At 65.2% G+C, this 14,940-nt stretch carries 16 protein-coding genes; 5 read left to right on the top strand and 11 right to left on the bottom strand.

Features of this window, described 5'->3' with window-relative positions:
* Positions 1-100: 100 nt before the first annotated feature.
* Positions 101-1,891 carry an acyl-CoA dehydrogenase gene (locus AC1DX2_RS10905; protein ID WP_477196364.1) on the top strand — a complete coding sequence of 597 codons (1,791 nt, stop codon included), beginning with the start codon at positions 101-103 and terminating at the stop codon, positions 1,889-1,891.
* A gap of 138 nt (positions 1,892-2,029) precedes the next feature.
* On the top strand, positions 2,030-3,007 hold the full coding sequence (locus AC1DX2_RS10900; RefSeq protein ID WP_477196363.1) for an NAD(P)H-dependent flavin oxidoreductase: 978 nt from the start codon (positions 2,030-2,032) through the stop codon (positions 3,005-3,007).
* A 10-nt stretch (positions 3,008-3,017) separates the two neighbouring features.
* On the opposite strand, the gene AC1DX2_RS10895 is transcribed toward AC1DX2_RS10900, so the two are convergent.
* From AC1DX2_RS10895 to trhO, 5 genes are read right to left on the bottom strand one after another with little or no spacing between them, the layout of a single operon-like run.
* Positions 3,018-3,623 (bottom strand): hypothetical protein, encoded by a 606-nt coding sequence (locus tag AC1DX2_RS10895; protein ID WP_477196362.1) that lies wholly within the window; start codon positions 3,621-3,623, stop codon positions 3,018-3,020.
* Positions 3,624-3,661: 38 nt separating this feature from the next.
* Complete coding sequence (locus AC1DX2_RS10890) at positions 3,662-4,423, bottom strand: SDR family NAD(P)-dependent oxidoreductase (RefSeq protein ID WP_477196361.1); 762 nt, start codon at positions 4,421-4,423, stop codon at positions 3,662-3,664.
* 27 nt (positions 4,424-4,450) lie between these two features.
* The gene (locus AC1DX2_RS10885; RefSeq protein ID WP_477196360.1) at positions 4,451-4,954 is read right to left on the bottom strand and encodes a GNAT family N-acetyltransferase; all 504 of its coding nucleotides are present in this window, start codon (positions 4,952-4,954) and stop codon (positions 4,451-4,453) included.
* Entirely contained in the window at positions 4,954-5,511 is a 558-nt protein-coding gene (locus AC1DX2_RS10880; protein ID WP_477196359.1) for a GNAT family N-acetyltransferase, read from the bottom strand. The genes AC1DX2_RS10885 and AC1DX2_RS10880 overlap by 1 nt, the downstream gene beginning before the upstream one ends.
* 11 nt (positions 5,512-5,522) lie before the next feature.
* Positions 5,523-6,473 carry an oxygen-dependent tRNA uridine(34) hydroxylase TrhO gene (gene trhO / locus AC1DX2_RS10875; protein WP_477196358.1) on the bottom strand — a complete coding sequence of 317 codons (951 nt, stop codon included), beginning with the start codon at positions 6,471-6,473 and terminating at the stop codon, positions 5,523-5,525.
* 106 nt (positions 6,474-6,579) lie between these two features.
* Here trhO and AC1DX2_RS10870 point away from each other — a divergent pair, with 106 nt between their 5' ends.
* Positions 6,580-7,671 carry a PA0069 family radical SAM protein gene (locus AC1DX2_RS10870; RefSeq protein WP_477196357.1) on the top strand — a complete coding sequence of 364 codons (1,092 nt, stop codon included), beginning with the start codon at positions 6,580-6,582 and terminating at the stop codon, positions 7,669-7,671.
* Here the strand turns inward: AC1DX2_RS10870 and AC1DX2_RS10865 are convergent.
* The 6 genes from AC1DX2_RS10865 to AC1DX2_RS10840 all read right to left on the bottom strand — a co-directional run bounded on the left by AC1DX2_RS10865 (position 7,636) and on the right by AC1DX2_RS10840 (position 13,262).
* The gene (locus AC1DX2_RS10865) at positions 7,636-8,328 is read right to left on the bottom strand and encodes a phosphoethanolamine transferase domain-containing protein (RefSeq protein ID WP_477196356.1); all 693 of its coding nucleotides are present in this window, start codon (positions 8,326-8,328) and stop codon (positions 7,636-7,638) included. The two genes, AC1DX2_RS10870 and AC1DX2_RS10865, sit on opposite strands and share 36 nt — an antisense overlap.
* 103 nt (positions 8,329-8,431) lie before the next feature.
* A complete protein-coding gene (dnaJ, locus tag AC1DX2_RS10860; RefSeq protein WP_477196355.1) occupies positions 8,432-9,571 on the bottom strand; it encodes a molecular chaperone DnaJ in 1,140 nt (379 codons plus the stop codon).
* 95 nt (positions 9,572-9,666) lie between these two features.
* The gene (gene dnaK, locus AC1DX2_RS10855; protein WP_477196354.1) at positions 9,667-11,628 is read right to left on the bottom strand and encodes a molecular chaperone DnaK; all 1,962 of its coding nucleotides are present in this window, start codon (positions 11,626-11,628) and stop codon (positions 9,667-9,669) included.
* 116 nt (positions 11,629-11,744) lie between these two features.
* Positions 11,745-12,284, bottom strand: a complete 540-nt coding sequence (grpE, locus tag AC1DX2_RS10850) for a nucleotide exchange factor GrpE (protein WP_477196353.1) — start codon at positions 12,282-12,284, stop codon at positions 11,745-11,747.
* 176 nt (positions 12,285-12,460) lie between these two features.
* Positions 12,461-12,814, bottom strand: coding sequence for an FKBP-type peptidyl-prolyl cis-trans isomerase (locus AC1DX2_RS10845; RefSeq protein ID WP_477196352.1), 354 nt, complete (start codon positions 12,812-12,814; stop codon positions 12,461-12,463).
* A 136-nt stretch (positions 12,815-12,950) separates the two neighbouring features.
* The gene (locus AC1DX2_RS10840) at positions 12,951-13,262 is read right to left on the bottom strand and encodes a winged helix-turn-helix transcriptional regulator (protein ID WP_477196351.1); all 312 of its coding nucleotides are present in this window, start codon (positions 13,260-13,262) and stop codon (positions 12,951-12,953) included.
* Positions 13,263-13,536: 274 nt separating this feature from the next.
* On the opposite strand from AC1DX2_RS10840, the gene AC1DX2_RS10835 reads away from it, so the two are divergent.
* Together AC1DX2_RS10835 and AC1DX2_RS10830 are read left to right on the top strand one after the other, a co-directional pair.
* Positions 13,537-13,824 carry a late competence development ComFB family protein gene (locus AC1DX2_RS10835; RefSeq protein ID WP_477196350.1) on the top strand — a complete coding sequence of 96 codons (288 nt, stop codon included), beginning with the start codon at positions 13,537-13,539 and terminating at the stop codon, positions 13,822-13,824.
* Between the two features lie 26 nt (positions 13,825-13,850).
* On the top strand, positions 13,851-14,756 hold the full coding sequence (locus tag AC1DX2_RS10830) for an NAD(P)-dependent oxidoreductase (RefSeq protein WP_477196349.1): 906 nt from the start codon (positions 13,851-13,853) through the stop codon (positions 14,754-14,756).
* Positions 14,757-14,940 lie beyond the last annotated feature (184 nt).

The raw sequence follows: 14,940 nt of genomic DNA, 5'->3' as shown, positions 1-14,940 counted from the left end.
CGCTGGTGTGACAGCAGGGCATCCCCAGGGATGCCCTTGTTGCCTGTGCCTCTGCGCAGCCGGGGCACAGACAACAAGTGACGACATCTGGAGACACCCCATGAGCTACAAAGCCCCCGTCAAGGACATGCTGTTTGCCATCCAGCACCTGGCCGACATCGAACAGATCGCCAGGATGCCGGGCTTTGAAGACGCCGGCTTCGACACTGCGCAGGCCGTGCTGGAAGAGGCTGCCAAGTTCAACGAGGGCGTGCTCAGCCCGCTGAACGTGGCCGGCGACACCCACCCCTCCAGCTTGAAGAATGGCGTGGTCACCGCCACCCCCGGCTTCAAGGAAGCCTACAAGCAGTTCGCCGAAGGCGGCTGGCAGGGCCTGCAGCACCCCACCGACTTTGGCGGCCAGGGCCTGCCCAAGACCATAGGCGCCTCGTGCGGCGAAATGCAGAACTCGGCCAACATGAGCTTTGCACTGTGCCCACTGCTCAGCGATGGCGCCATCGAGGCGCTGCTGACGGCCGGCTCGGACGAGCTGAAGGCCACCTACCTGGAGAGAATCGTCAGCGGTGAGTGGACCGGCACCATGAACCTGACCGAGCCGCAGGCCGGCAGCGACCTGGCCATGGTGCGCAGCCGCGCCGAGCCGCAGCCCGACGGCACCTACAAGGTGTTTGGCACTAAGATCTTCATCACCTGGGGTGAGCACGACATGGCCGAGAACATCGTGCACCTGGTGCTGGCCCGGGTGACCGGCGCGCCAGCGGGCGTGAAGGGTATCAGCCTGTTCGTGGTGCCCAAATTCATGGTCAACAAGGATGGAACGCTGGGCGCGCGCAACGACGTGCACTGTGTCAGCATCGAGCACAAGATGGGCATCAAGGCCAGCCCGACAGCGGTCTTGCAATACGGCGACCACGGCGGCGCCATCGGCTACCTGGTGGGCCAGGAAAACCGCGGCCTGGAATACATGTTCATCATGATGAACGCCGCGCGCTTTGGCGTTGGCGTGCAGGGCATTGCGATTGCCGAGCGCGCCTACCAGAAGGCCGCCACCTTCGCCCGCGATCGGGTGCAGAGCCGCCCGGTGGATGGCTCCATGGCCACCAGCGCGCCCATCATCCATCACCCGGACGTGCGCCGCATGCTGATGACCATGCGTGCCTATGTGGAGGGCTGCCGAGCCATGGCCACCGTGGGCGCTGCCGCTTACGACGCGGCCCACCACCACCCGGACGCCGAGGTGCGCAAGCAGAACCAGACGTTTTATGAATTCATGGTGCCGCTGATCAAGGGCTACAGCACGGAGATGAGTCTGGAGGTGACCTCGCTGGGCGTGCAGGTGCACGGCGGCATGGGCTTCATCGAAGAGACCGGCGCCGCGCAGTATTACCGCGACGCCAAGATCTTGACCATCTACGAAGGCACCACCGCCATCCAGGCCAACGACCTGGTGGGCCGCAAGACCGCGCGCGATGGCGGCCAGACGGCCAAGGCCATTGCCGGGCAGATCGCCACCACCGAGGCCGAGCTGACGAAGCAGGGCAGCGCCGACGCATTGGCCGTGGCCAAGCGCCTGAAGGCCGCGCGCGAGGCATTCGTGGACGTGGTGGACTTCATCGCCGGCAGCAGCAAGGCCAGCCCGAATGCGGCCTACGCCGGCAGCGTGCCTTACTTGATGCTGGCCGGCAACTTGATGGCCGGCTGGCAGATGGCGCGTGCGCTGATGGCCGCGCAGGCGCTGCTGGCCAAGGGTGAAGACACCGCCTTCATGCAGGCCAAGATCATCACCGCCCGCTTTTACGCCGACCACCTGTTGAGCAAGGCGCCCAGCATGCGCGACGCCATCGTGGAAGGCGCCGACAGCGTCACCGCGCTGGCGCTGGACGCATTCTGAAGCCGGTTTCAGACTTGCTCCTGAAACCATAGCAACCTCTGTCGCCTGCGGAACAACGGCGACGGGTGTTGTTGGCCAGAATGGCCGCAAGACAAAAACATTCCCCTCTCGCAACCCCAACGCACAAGGCCCCACCCCATGTCCCGACTGCCCGCCGTCTTCAACACGCTGCAACTGCCCGTCATCGGCTCGCCGCTGTTCATCATCAGCAACCCCAAGCTGGTGATCGCCCAGTGCATCGCCGGTGTGGTGGGCGCCATGCCGGCGCTGAACGCCCGCCCGGCGTCCCAATTGGACGAATGGCTGGCCGAGATCACCGAGACGCTGGCCGCCTACAACAAGGCCAACCCCAACAAGCCCGCCGCGCCCTTCGCCATCAACCAGATCGTGCACAAGAGCAATGACCGGCTGGAGCACGACATGGAGATGTGCGTCAAGTACAAGGTGCCGGTCTACATCACGTCACTGGGCGCGCGCGAAGACATCAACGCCGCCGCCCACAGCTACGGTGCCGTGGTGCTGCACGATGTCATCAACAACAAGTTTGCCCGCAAGGCGATCGAGAAGGGCGCGGACGGCCTGATCCCGGTGGCGGCCGGTGCCGGCGGCCACGCGGGCGTGAAGAGCCCGTTCGCGCTGATGCAGGAATTGCGCCAGTGGTTCGACGGCCCCATCGCGCTGAGCGGCGCCATCTCCACCGGCGCCGGCGTGCTGGCCGCCCAGGCCATGGGCGCGGACTTCGCCTACATCGGCTCGGCCTTCATCGCCACCGAAGAAGCGCGCGCCAGCGAAGCCTACAAGCAGGCGATTGTGGAAGGCAATTCAGACGACATCGTCTACAGCAGCCTGTTCACCGGCGTGCACGGCAACTACCTCGCCCCCAGCATCCGCGCCGCCGGCATGGACCCCGACAACCTGCCCGAAGGCGACGTCAAGACCATGAACTTCGGCGGCGGCGAAAGCGCCAAGAAGGCGTGGAAGGACATCTGGGGCTGCGGGCAGGGGATTGGTGGCGTCGGCAAGGTGCAGGGTGCTGGCGAGTACATTGCGCAGTTGAAGCGGGAGTATGCGGAGGCGCGGGCGCGGTTGATGGATGTGACGAATCAGTACGTTTGACTGGCCATGGCTAGATGCAAACCTGGCTGATCGGTTTGCCGTCCCGGACGTGGACTGTGCATCCCTGAAACTTGTTGCTGCGTTTGCACTTGCCCGGCCTTCTGCCTTCGGAATCCGGCTGCCCTTCAAGCTGACATCCGTAGGCGCATTCCCCACTGTTCTGGCAGGCTTTTCCTGCATCAGGGGCGGGTACCTCGCAGTACAGGCCGGCCTTGGTGCGAACCATGCCACCTATCGGTTGCAGTTGACCGCCTTTGACTTGGCAGGCCTCTGATTCCGCGCGCGGCGCACACATCTGATGCTGTTCCAGCCAGATACCACCCCGATCTGTGCACATGCTCAACTCGCCGGTTTTGCTGTGCGGCAACATGCAAATCATGTCGAGCGACCCGGCTGGCTCGTTCAGGCGCCAGTAGCCGCCTATGCGGGCGCAGCTCTTGGGTTCGGTGTGGACGATGCATTGATGTCGATACCAGCTCCATCCCTCTGGCTCTGGTTCCCAGTGACCGCCTAACTCCTGGCATTGCGCAGCGGTATCAATGAATTGTTTCTGCTGACCTTCTGCTGGCACAACAGCCAGCAAGGCGAGCAAGAGTGCAATAGCCAATCGACCCATGGAGGTCCTCCCATTTGGTGGGGAGGATACTCAAACAGTTAGGCCTGCGCCAGCCCCCCATCCACCACCAGCGTATGCCCCAGCACATAGCTGGCCTCGTCCGAGCACAGCCACAGGATGGCGCTGGCCACCTCGTCGGCGGTGCCGAAGCGCTTCAGCGGCACCGCAGCTTCCACTTGCCCTTTGAGATTGGCATCCGGCCCGGCGGCGTCGATCCGCGCTTGCCAGCGCGGCGTCAGGATAGGTCCAGGCGCGACGGCGTTGATGCGTATGCCTTTGTCGGCGTACTCCAGCGCCAGTGACTTGGTCAGGCCTTCGATACCGTGCTTGGCGGCGCTGTAGGTGCTGGCGCCGGGTGTGGCGCGCAGGCCGTTGACGGAGGACACGTTGACGATGGCGCCGCCCTTGTCGGTCATCAGCCCGAGTTCTTCCTTCAGGCAGCGCATGGGTGCTAACAGCGCGCTGTCCAGCATGGCCTTCATGTCGGCGTCGGGCATGTCCACCAGCCTGGCGGCGCGTGAGTTGCCGGCGGCGTTGTTGACGGCGATGTCCAGCGTGCCGAACTTCTGCTTCAGGTGGGTGAACCAGGCGGTCAGTGCATCAGCGTTGGCCGTGTCCAGTTGTGCGAAGTCCACGGCGACCAACTCAGGGTGCTGTTGCAACGCGGCCTGCCACTTGTCGGCAGAGCGCCCGCAGGTGACCACGATGGCCCCCTCGCGCAGCAGGCGCAGCACCACCGCGAGGCCTATGCCCTGGCTGCCGCCGGTGACCAGCGCGGTTTTTCCTGCGAAGCGTGTCATGTTCAAACCTTTCGCTCGGCGCGCGGCTCAGTCCGCCACAATGGCCCAGCGCTCATGGTCGCGCCAGCGGCCGTTGATCTTCAGGTAGCGCGGCGAATAGCCTTCCAACTGGAAGCCGCAGCGCTTGGCCAGCGCGATGGAGGGCGCGTTGTCGGGCTGGATGTTGGCCTCGATGCGGTGCAATTTGAGGCGTGTGAAGGCCTGGCGCAGCATCAGCCGCATGCCGGCCTGCATCAGGCCCTGGCCGGCGTAACCGGCAAAGGCGTAATAGCCCAGGAAGGCGCTGCGAAAACCGCCCATCACCATGTTGGTGATGTTCAGCACGCCCACCAGCGCCTCGGTTTCTCGGTGCACCACCAGGAAGGCCTGGTTGTTGGGCAGGGCCATCTTGACCAAGTAGTCGCGGTAGCGTATGGGCGTGGTGGGTGGGATGACCCAGGCGCCGTGCAATTGCCTGCTGGCGCGCGCAGCGGCGAGGAAGGCTTTCTCGTCATCCAGCCGCGGCGGGCGGATGTAGACGGTGCGGTTCATCAGCGTGGCCCGGTGCGCAGCGGCCGCGTCAGCAGCACGTCCCCCGGCTGCGGTGTGGGGTGACCGCTGAGGCCGGTGGCGTTGGCCTCGGCAAAGCCCAGCGCATGCAGCAGCCGCAGCGAACGCGTGTTGCGTTCGTCCACGGTGGCAAAGGCCAGTTGCACGGCGTGTTGATTCGCCAGCATGTCCAGCATCTGCACCACCGCTTGCCGCGCAAGGCCTCGGCCCATGAAGGCGCTGCCCAGCACATAGGCGATGTTGGCGCTGGCGTCCGCATACACGGTGGCTTGCACGTAGCCGGCCAGGTCACCATTGGGCAGCCCATTTTGTAAACGGATGACCCAGTTCAGCCACTGCTGGCTGCCGTCGGGCGATTGGCGCGACTCCAGCCGCGCGAAGCGCTCGCGCAGTGCGGCTTCGCTGGCCGGGGGCGGCTGGTCCACGTAGGCGTAGAGCGTGGTGTCGGCCAGCAGCGGGAACATGGCCGCCGCGTGCTGGGCGGCCTGCGGCTCCAGCGTGAAGGTGGCCCGCGTTTCAGTGTTCCGATCCCTGGCCATGTGTGAACAGGTCAATTGGGAGTCAGGGCGACACGTGCAGCATCACCAATGTGCGTTTGCTGGCGCGCGTTGGCCAGCTCCACCTGTTTCTGGCGTGCAATGGCGCGCGCCTTTTGCTCAGGCGTCTTGTTACCGTGGCAGCGCGGGCAGCTGATGCCGTGCACATACAGCGGCGAGGCCTTGTCCGCCGGGCTGACGGGGTCGCGGCAGGCGCGGCACAGCTCGTGCGTGCCGGGTTGCAGGCCATGGCCCACGGCCACGCGTTCGTCGAACACGAAGCATTCGCCCTGCCACAGGCTCACCTCTTGCGGCACGGTTTCCAGGTACTTGAGGATGCCGCCTTCCAGGTGGTACACCTCGTCGAACCCCTGGGCGCGCAGGTAGGCGGTGGACTTTTCGCAGCGTATGCCGCCGGTGCAGAACATCGCCACCTTGGGCTTCTTCTTCAGCACAGGCAGGCTGTCCAGCCAGGCCGGCAGTTCGGAGAAATTCTGGATGCGCGGGTCCACGGCACCCTGGAACGTGCCCACGTCCACCTCGTAGTCGTTGCGGGTGTCGATCAGCAGCACGTCCGGGTCCTGGATCAGCTGGTTCCAGTCCTGTGGCTTCACGTAGGTGCCGGCCTGGGTCATGGGCTGCAGGTCGGGCTGGTTCATGGTGACGATCTCACGCTTCAGCCGCACCTTCATGCGGTGGAAGGGCGCGCGCTGCGCAAAGCCCTCCTTGTGCTGCAGGTCGGCCAGGCGCGGGTCGCTGCGCAGCCAGGCCAGCAGCGCCTGCACGGCGTCCGGCGTGCCGGCCACGGTGCCGTTGATGCCCTCGTGCGCCAGCAAAACCAGGCCCTGCACGCCCAGCGCCTCGCAGCGTGCCAGCAACGGCTCGCGCAGTGCGTCAGCATCCGCCAGCGCCACGAACTTGTAGAACGCGGCGGTCAGGTAGGGCGGGAGCGCTGGTGCTTGCATGGGGCTGGGCATGAATAACGAAGGGGCTTGCAGGCCCCCTGTTTGCGAATTCTAGGCGTCGGGCATATACTGTAATTTCATACAGTTATTCTAAAGCCGCAAGACCATGACCGAAGTGCGCATCCCCGTGCAGGCCATCAAGGGCCGGGGCACCGCCACGCGCATTGCCCACCGCTTCGAGAAAGACGCGCGTGGCGATTTTGACGACGGCTGGGGCACGCTGGACGACGACGCCCGCGAGGAGCGCGTCGCCCTGCAGACCGAGGTGCGCTTTGAAGACGCCAAGAGCGTCATCAGCAAGAACGAATCGCCCGACATCTATTTCGACCACGCGCTGAACCCTTACCGTGGCTGCGAGCACGGCTGCGTCTACTGCTTTGCCCGACCCACCCACAGCTACCTGAACCTGTCGCCCGGCCTGGACTTTGAAACCAAGATCATTGCCAAGCGCAACCTGCCCGAGTTGCTGGCGCGCGAGATCAGCGCGCGCAGCTACGTGATGCACCCCATGGTGATCGGCTCCGCCACCGACGGCTACCAGCCGGTGGAGCGCGAACTTCGCATCACCCGCGGTGCGGTGGAGGTGTTGGCACGGGCGCGCCACCCGCTGGCCATCATCACCAAGGGCTCGGGCGTGGAGCGCGACCTGGATCTGCTGGCCGAGATGGCGCACGACAGGCTGGCGGCGGTGTACGTCAGCATCACCACGCTGGACGGCGCGTTGGCGCGCAAGCTGGAGCCGCGGGCCGCCGCGCCGCACCGGCGCATCCGCGTGATCCGCACGCTGGCCGAGGCGGGTGTGCCGGTGGGCGTCAGCGTGGCGCCGCACATCCCCTTCATCACCGAGGACATGGAGCAGGTGCTGGAGGCCGCCTGGGATGCCGGCGCGCGCCGCGCCTTCTACAACGTGGTGCGCCTGCCGTGGGAGGTCAACCCGCTGTTCCACCAATGGCTGGAGCTGCATTACCCGCAGCGCGCGCAGCGGGTGATGGCGCGCATCCAGGAAATGCGGGGCGGCAAGGACTATGACGCCACCTTCGGCAAACGCATGAAGGGCACCGGCCTGTGGTCGGACTTCCTGCGCCAGCGCTTTGAGAAAGCCACCGCCCGGCTGGGCTTCAACCGTGACCGGGTGGAGGTGGACATGAGCCGCTTCAGGCCTTCACTGCTGTCGGGGCAGGGCAGCTTGTTTGATTGACTCGGTGGTTGTCGCTGGTGCCCGGGCCAGCCCATGCACCAGGCTCATCGGGTTGAACAGCTCGCGCATCTGCTGGTGCTCCGGCATCTGGTGAAACAGCAGGCTGGCGAAGATGAAGACCGCCGCGCACACCGCCAGCAGCACGCCGTTGTGCTGCGCATTGCGGCGCAGCGACAGCCGGCGCACCGGCACGCGCCACAGCCACACCACGGGCGCCACGCCCAGCACCAGCAGCAAGGCAATGCCCTGCAGCACGCCGTTGGCCAGCCAGGTTTGCAGCGGGGCGTCCAACGCCTGGGCCAACAACGCGCTGTTGACCGGGCCGGGGCTGAGCAACATCACGTCCGCCCCCCAGGCACACAGCAGCAGCAGCACGGTGGCCACCGGCTTGAAGGTCCAGCGCCAGCACAGCAGGCCCAGCAGCGCGCCGCAACAGGCGGCGAGTATGGCCAGCATGTCCAGGCCCAGCCACAGCTTGTGGCTGCCCGCCACCTCCGGCAGTGCCAGCAGGTGGCCCCACAGCGCCACATTGCTGGCGCCGGCCACCCACAACGCCACCACCGCCGCCAGCACGGCGGGGTGCAGCGCATTGCGCTGGCTTTGCGGGGTCAGGCGCGATTGTGCGAATTCGCTTTCATGAAACAGCTGCAACCTCATGGCCAGCGATTGTGGGCCATGCCAGGGTCATTTCCCCGCTGCAATGCAAAACGCCCGGGTGACCGGGCGTTTCAAAAGTGTCCAGGCGTAACCTGGAAGCAGATCAGCTGAAGAAGCTCTTCAGCTTGTCCGTCCAGCTGTCACCGCTGGGCGAGTGCTTGCCGCCGCCCTTCTTGAAGGAATCGTCCAGCTCGCGCAGCAGCTTGCGCTGGTGTTCGCTGAGCTTGACCGGCGTCTCCACGGCGATGTGGCAATACAGGTCGCCAGGGTAGCTGGAGCGCACCCCCTTGATGCCCTTGCCGCGCAGGCGGAACTGCTTGCCGTTCTGCGTGCCCTCGGGGATGTCGATGGCCGCCTTGCCGGCCAGCGTGGGCACCTCGATCTCGCCGCCCAGCGCGGCCGTGACCATGCTGATGGGCACCGAGCAGTGCAGGTCGTCGCCGTCGCGCTCGAAGATGTCATGTTTCTTCAGGCGGATCTCAATGTACAGGTCACCCGGCGGGCCGCCGTTGGTGCCCGGCTCGCCGTTGCCGGCGCTGCGGATGCGCATGCCGCCGTCGATGCCGGCGGGAATCTTCACCTCCAGCGTCTTCTGCCGTTTCACCTTGCCCTGGCCGTGGCAGGTAACGCAGGGCTCGGGAATGATCTTGCCCGTGCCGCGGCAGTTGGGGCAGGTCTGCTGCACGCTGAAGAAGCCCTGGCGCATCTGCACCGAGCCGGCGCCGTTGCAGGTGGTGCAGGTCTTCACCTGCGTGCCCGGTTTGGCGCCGGAGCCCTTGCAGGTCTCGCAGTTGTCCCAGCTGGGAATGCGGATCTGCGCGTCCTTGCCCTTGGCGGCCTCTTCCAGCGTGACTTCCATCGCATAGCTCAGGTCGCTGCCGCGGTACACCTGGCGCCCGCCGCCGGCGCGGCCGCCGCGCTGCTGGCCAAACATGTCGCCGAAGATGTCGCCAAACGCCTCGGCAAAGCCGCCAAAGCCTTCCGCGCCCGGGCCGCCGCCGCGCATGTTCGGGTCCACGCCGGCGTGGCCATACTGGTCGTAGGCGGCGCGCTTTTGCGCGTCCGTCAGCATCTCGTAGGCCTCTTTGGCCTCTTTGAATTTTTCTTCCGCCACCTTGGACGAGTCACCCTGGTTTCGGTCGGGGTGGTGCTTCATCGCCAGCTTGCGATAAGCCTTCTTGATCTCGTCTTCCGAGGCGTTCTTGGGCACGCCCAGGATTTCGTAAAAGTCTCTTTTGGCCATTGTGCTTCTCTGGTCAATCACGCAAAACGCCGCGTGGCGGGCTCAAGCGGGCCCCACACACGCGGCGAGTCAACATGGCGCGGCGCGCCGCCATCTCAACCCTTCTTGACTTCCTTCACCTCGGCGTCCACCACGTTGTCGTCGTGCGGGGCCTGTTGGGACGCCCCCTCGGCGTGCTGCGCGCCACCGGCGCCAGCGGCACCTGCAGCAGCACCCGCAGCGCCTTCCTTGGCCTGCATGTCGGCGTACATCTTCTCGCCCAGCTTCTGGCTGGCGGCCATCAGCGCATTGCTCTTTTCCTCGATGACGGCCTTGTCTTCACCCTTCAAGGCTTCTTCGACGTCCTTGATGGCGGCCTCGATTTTTTCCTTCTCGCCGGCTTCCAGCTTGTCGCCGTACTCGGTCAGGCTCTTCTTCACGCTGTGCACGCTGGCGTCAGCGGTGTTGCGGGCCTGCACCAGTTCCAGCTTCTTCTTGTCTTCGGCGGCGTTCAGCTCGGCGTCCTTCACCATCTGCTGGATCTCAGCTTCGCTCAGGCCCGAGTTGGCCTTGATGGTGATCTTGTTTTCCTTGCCGGTGCCCTTGTCCTTGGCGCCCACGTGCAGGATGCCGTTGGCGTCGATGTCGAACGACACCTCGATCTGCGGCGTGCCGCGCGCGGCCGGCGGGATGCCTTCGAGGTTGAACTCGCCCAGCATCTTGTTGCCGGTGGCCATCTCGCGCTCGCCCTGGTAGACCTTGATGGTCACGGCCGGCTGGTTGTCGTCGGCGGTGGAGAAGGTCTGCGCGAACTTGGTCGGGATGGTGGTGTTCTTGGTGATCATCTTGGTCATCACCCCGCCCAGGGTTTCAATGCCCAGGGACAGCGGCGTGACGTCCAGCAGCAGCACGTCCTTGCGGTCGCCGGCCAGCACCTGGCCCTGGATGGCGGCGCCCACGGCCACGGCTTCGTCGGGGTTGACGTCCTTGCGCGGCTCGCGGCCGAACAACTCCTTCACCTTTTCCTGCACCTTGGGCATGCGCGTCATGCCGCCGACCAGGATCACGTCGTGGATGTCAGCGGTGCTGACGCCGGCGTCCTTGATGGCCATGCGGCAGGGGGCGATGGTGCGCTCGATCAGCTCTTCCACCAGCTGTTCCAGCTTGGAGCGGGTCAGCTTGATGTTCAGGTGCTTGGGACCGGAGGCGTCAGCCGTCACGTAGGGCAGGTTGATGTCGGTCTGCGCGCTGCTGGAGAGCTCGATCTTGGCCTTCTCGGCGGCTTCCTTCAGGCGCTGCAGGGCCAGCACGTCCTTGCCCAGGTCCACGCCTTGTTCCTTCTTGAACTCGGCAATGATGTAGTCGATGATGCGCTGGTCGAAGTCTTCGCCGCCCAGGAAGGTGTCGCCGTTGGTGGACAGCACTTCGAACTGCTTTTCGCCATCGACATCGGCGATTTCGATGATGGAGACGTCGAACGTGCCGCCGCCCAGGTCATACACGGCAATCTTGCGGTCGCCCTTTTCCTGCTTGTCCAGGCCAAAGGCCAGGGCCGCGGCGGTGGGCTCGTTGATGATGCGCTTGACGTCCAGGCCGGCAATGCGGCCGGCGTCCTTGGTGGCCTGGCGTTGGGCGTCGTTGAAGTAGGCGGGCACGGTGATGACGGCGTCGGTGACGGCCTCGCCCAGGTAGTCCTCGGCGGTCTTTTTCATCTTGCGCAGGATGTCGGCGCTGACCTGTTGCGGTGCCAGCTTGTCGCCGCGCACTTCCACCCAGGCGTCGCCGTTGTCGGCGGCAGCGATCTTGTAGGGCATCAGGTCGATGTCCTTCTGCACTTCCTTCTCGGAGAACTTGCGGCCGATCAGGCGCTTCACCGCGTACAGCGTGTTCTTCGGGTTGGTCACGGCCTGGCGCTTGGCGGATGCGCCCACCAGCACTTCGCCACCTTCCAGGTAGGCAATGATGGACGGCGTGGTGCGCGCGCCTTCCGAGTTTTCGATCACCTTGGGCGTGTTGCCCTCCATGATGGCCACGCAGCTGTTGGTGGTGCCGAGGTCAATGCCGATGGTACGTCCCATGATTCTTCTCCTGTATGCAGAAATTCAGATGTTCTTAACTTGTGGATAACTCTTGCGGTTTCAAGGGCCGGCGAGAGCTTTTCCAGTCGTTTTTTTGGATGCTTAGAGTGCCCTGCTTACTGGGCGGCGGTGACGGTGACCAGTGCCGGGCGCAAGACCCGCTCATTGATCAGGTAACCCTTTTGCAGCACCGTCACCACGGTGTTGGGCTCCTGCTGGGCCGGCACCACGCTGATGGCCTGGTGCTGGTGGGGGTCGAACTTGGTGCCCGGCGCCGGGTTGATGGCCAGAACCTTGTTGCGCTCCAGCGCGGCCAGCAGCTGGCGCAGCGTGGCCTGGGCGCCTTCGCGCACCTGCTCGATGCTGGCGTCCTTGATGGTCAGGCCGGCCTCCAGGCTGTCTGCCACCGGCAGCAGGCTTTCGGCAAAGCCTTCGACGGCGAACTTGCGCGCCTTGGCGACTTCTTCGTCGGCACGGCGGCGGGCGTTTTCGACTTCAGCCTTGGCGCGCAGGTATTGGTCGGCCAGATCGGCGTTCTTGGCCTTCTGGTCGGCCAGGTCAGCCTGGGCCTGGGCCAGCGCGCCGGCCTCGTTGGCGACCTGGGCGGCCAATTGCTCTTCAAGACTGGGTGGGTTGGGGTTGTTATTGTCTGACATGCTAGTAGGCGTATTAAACAAGTGCTACGCGCAAAGAATTTGGGGCAAAGGCGGGTGTTTCAAGGCCCGCGGGGCGCCAAATCGGCACTTTTTAGGGTTTTTTGGGGGGTGCCGGCCTGACCGGCAGGGTGGCCGCCCCCTGATGGGCAACGAGGGGCCAGGGCCCCGCAATAGCCTCAGCCCGAAACGCCCAGCAGTTCGACGTCGAACTTCAGCGTCGCGTTGGGCGGAATCACACCACCGGCGCCGCGCGCGCCATAGCCCAGAGCTGCGGGGATGATCAGCGTGCGCGCGCCGCCCACCTTCATGCCGGCCACACCCTCGTCCCAGCCACGGATCACCATGCCGGCGCCCAGCGAGAACACGAAGGGGTCGTTGCGGTCCTTGCTGGAGTCGAACTTGGCGCCTTGCTGGCCGTCGTTGTACAGCCAGCCGGTGTAATGCACGGTGACGCTCTTGCCTTTGGTGGCCTCGTCGCCGCTGCCTTCGGTGGTGTCTTCGTATTGCAGACCGGTGGCTGTGGTGTTCATGGGGGTTCCTCGCTGGGCGTGTGGGTGAAAGGACTCCGCCGCGTGAACTCAGGAGTCAAACGCGGCGGCGAAACCCTCAATTATGCCAGTGCAGGTCTTGCTGCCGGCGCCGGCTGGCAGCCAGGGAGGTGCGGGCTTACTTGGCCTTCTTGGCCAGTCCGGTGGCCCACTTGCCGGCAAAGCCCTGCAACTCGGCCATGCGCTTGAGCAGGTCGGCGCCGTGCGGCGTCACCACATAGCCGTCGCTGCCATGCGTCAGCAGGCCCACCTCGCGCAACTCCTTGATGCGGGTGTTCAGCGTGTTGGGCGTGATGCCGCCCACACTGTCTTGCAGCAGCCGGAAAGTCTGGGCATGGCCATCGCGCAGCGCCCACAGCACCCGCATGGCATAACGTGCTTCCAACAGCGACAGCAACTGGCCCATGGCGGCGTTGTCTTTGGAACTCATGGCAATCTTGTTCTCCTGCTGGCGCTGCTGTTGGCGTCGGCTCTTGCCGTGGCTGGTCTTGTAAGTGGGCCGGGAGGGGGACTATAGCGCAGTTTTCCGCGTGCTACAAGTTTCATAGCTTGCCGTAACCACTCTTTACGCGCCGCCCGTTTTGGTGCATGGGCCAAAGAGGGCAGGGGTGCAGGCGCGCGCCGCCGCGCCGCCCCCTTTCTGTGCAAGAATCAGTCAGAAGACGGCCCCGCTTGCGCTCACCCGAACCGTTGGAGACAACCCCATGATCAGCAATTTCGAGCAGGTTCACAACTACTACGAACGCCTGGTGTTTGAGGAAGTGGTGCGGCGCTCTGCCGACCACCAGGACTTCAGCACCGACATGCTGGCCGACGTCGCCTGCGTGGCCCTGAACCGCCTGCCGGCCCGCTATGTGCGCCACGACGTGGACTTCATGTTCTACCTGACCGAATCCGAGCGCCACGTCATCGAGCGCACGATGAACGAGGTGCTGAACTTCGCCTTCAACTTCGTCGGCGAAGCCGTATCGCGCCGCGCCGGGCAGAAGTAAGCCACCCAAGCATCCCGCATCTGCATATGACAAACCTGGCAGGCAAGGCCCTGCACGTGGGCCTGGTGGGCTATGGTGAGGTGGGCAAGATCTTCACCCAGGCTCTGGCAGCGAAGAATCTGGGAAGCGTCAGCGCCTGGGACTTGCGCCTGGCATCCACGCATGCCGATGCACCCCAGCAGCGCGCGCACGCCGCCGCCGCCGGCATCACCGCCTGTGACAGCATGGCCGCGCTGTGCGGCCAGGCCAACCTGGTCATCTCCGCCGTCACCGCGTCCAACACGCTGAGCGTGGCGCAAGAGGCTGCCGAGCAAATGCGCCCCGGCAGCATCTTCCTGGATTTGAATTCCGCCTCACCCGGCACCAAGGCCCAGGCTTCACAACTGATCGACGCCATCGGCGCCCACTATGTGGAGGCCGGCGTGATGACCTCCGTGCCCCCGTACGGCCTGGCCGTGCCCATGCTGCTGGGTGGCGCCAAGGCGGCCGAGCTGGCCGAAGCCCTGCGCGCGCTGGGCTGCGACGCCACAGCGGTGGCGCCAGAGATCGGCGTGGCATCGGCCATCAAGATGTGCCGCAGCATCATGATCAAGGGGCTGGAGGCGCTGGTGATCGAGAGCTACACCACCGCCCGCCACTACGGCGTGGAAGAGGCCATGCTCGCCACGATGAAGGAAACCTTCCCCGGCATCGACTGGCCCAAGCAAGGCGCCTACTTCTTCAGCCGCGTGGCCCAGCACGGCAAGCGCCGCTCCGAAGAAATGGCCGAGGCGGCAGTGACGGTGCGCGAAGCCGGTTTCGATCCCACCATGGCGGCCGCCATTTCCACCAAGCATGGGTGGGTGGCGGGGCTGTCGGCTGAAGGCTTGTTCGAAGGGCTCAGCAAGGATTCGCACTGGCAAGACTATGCGGACCGGCTGCTGAAGAAGTAGCCTCCTGCCGTTCAACGCCATCATGGTTGGCGTGCTGGCGTTCGGCGTTCAAGCGCAGCGCGTGCCAATTGACCCGATGTCGCTGGGGCGTGTGGCGGAGCGGAATCAAGGAGGAGGGCCGCAGGCCCGGGGGACATCCGCGTAGCCACGCGCCCCAGCGGCGTCGGCAGCCAGCGAATCAGCG

The sequence above is a fragment of the Hylemonella sp. P2_B10 genome (genome assembly GCF_056404875.1).
Note: the sequence above shows the minus strand (reverse complement) of the source record. Positions and strands in the feature narration are given on the sequence as shown.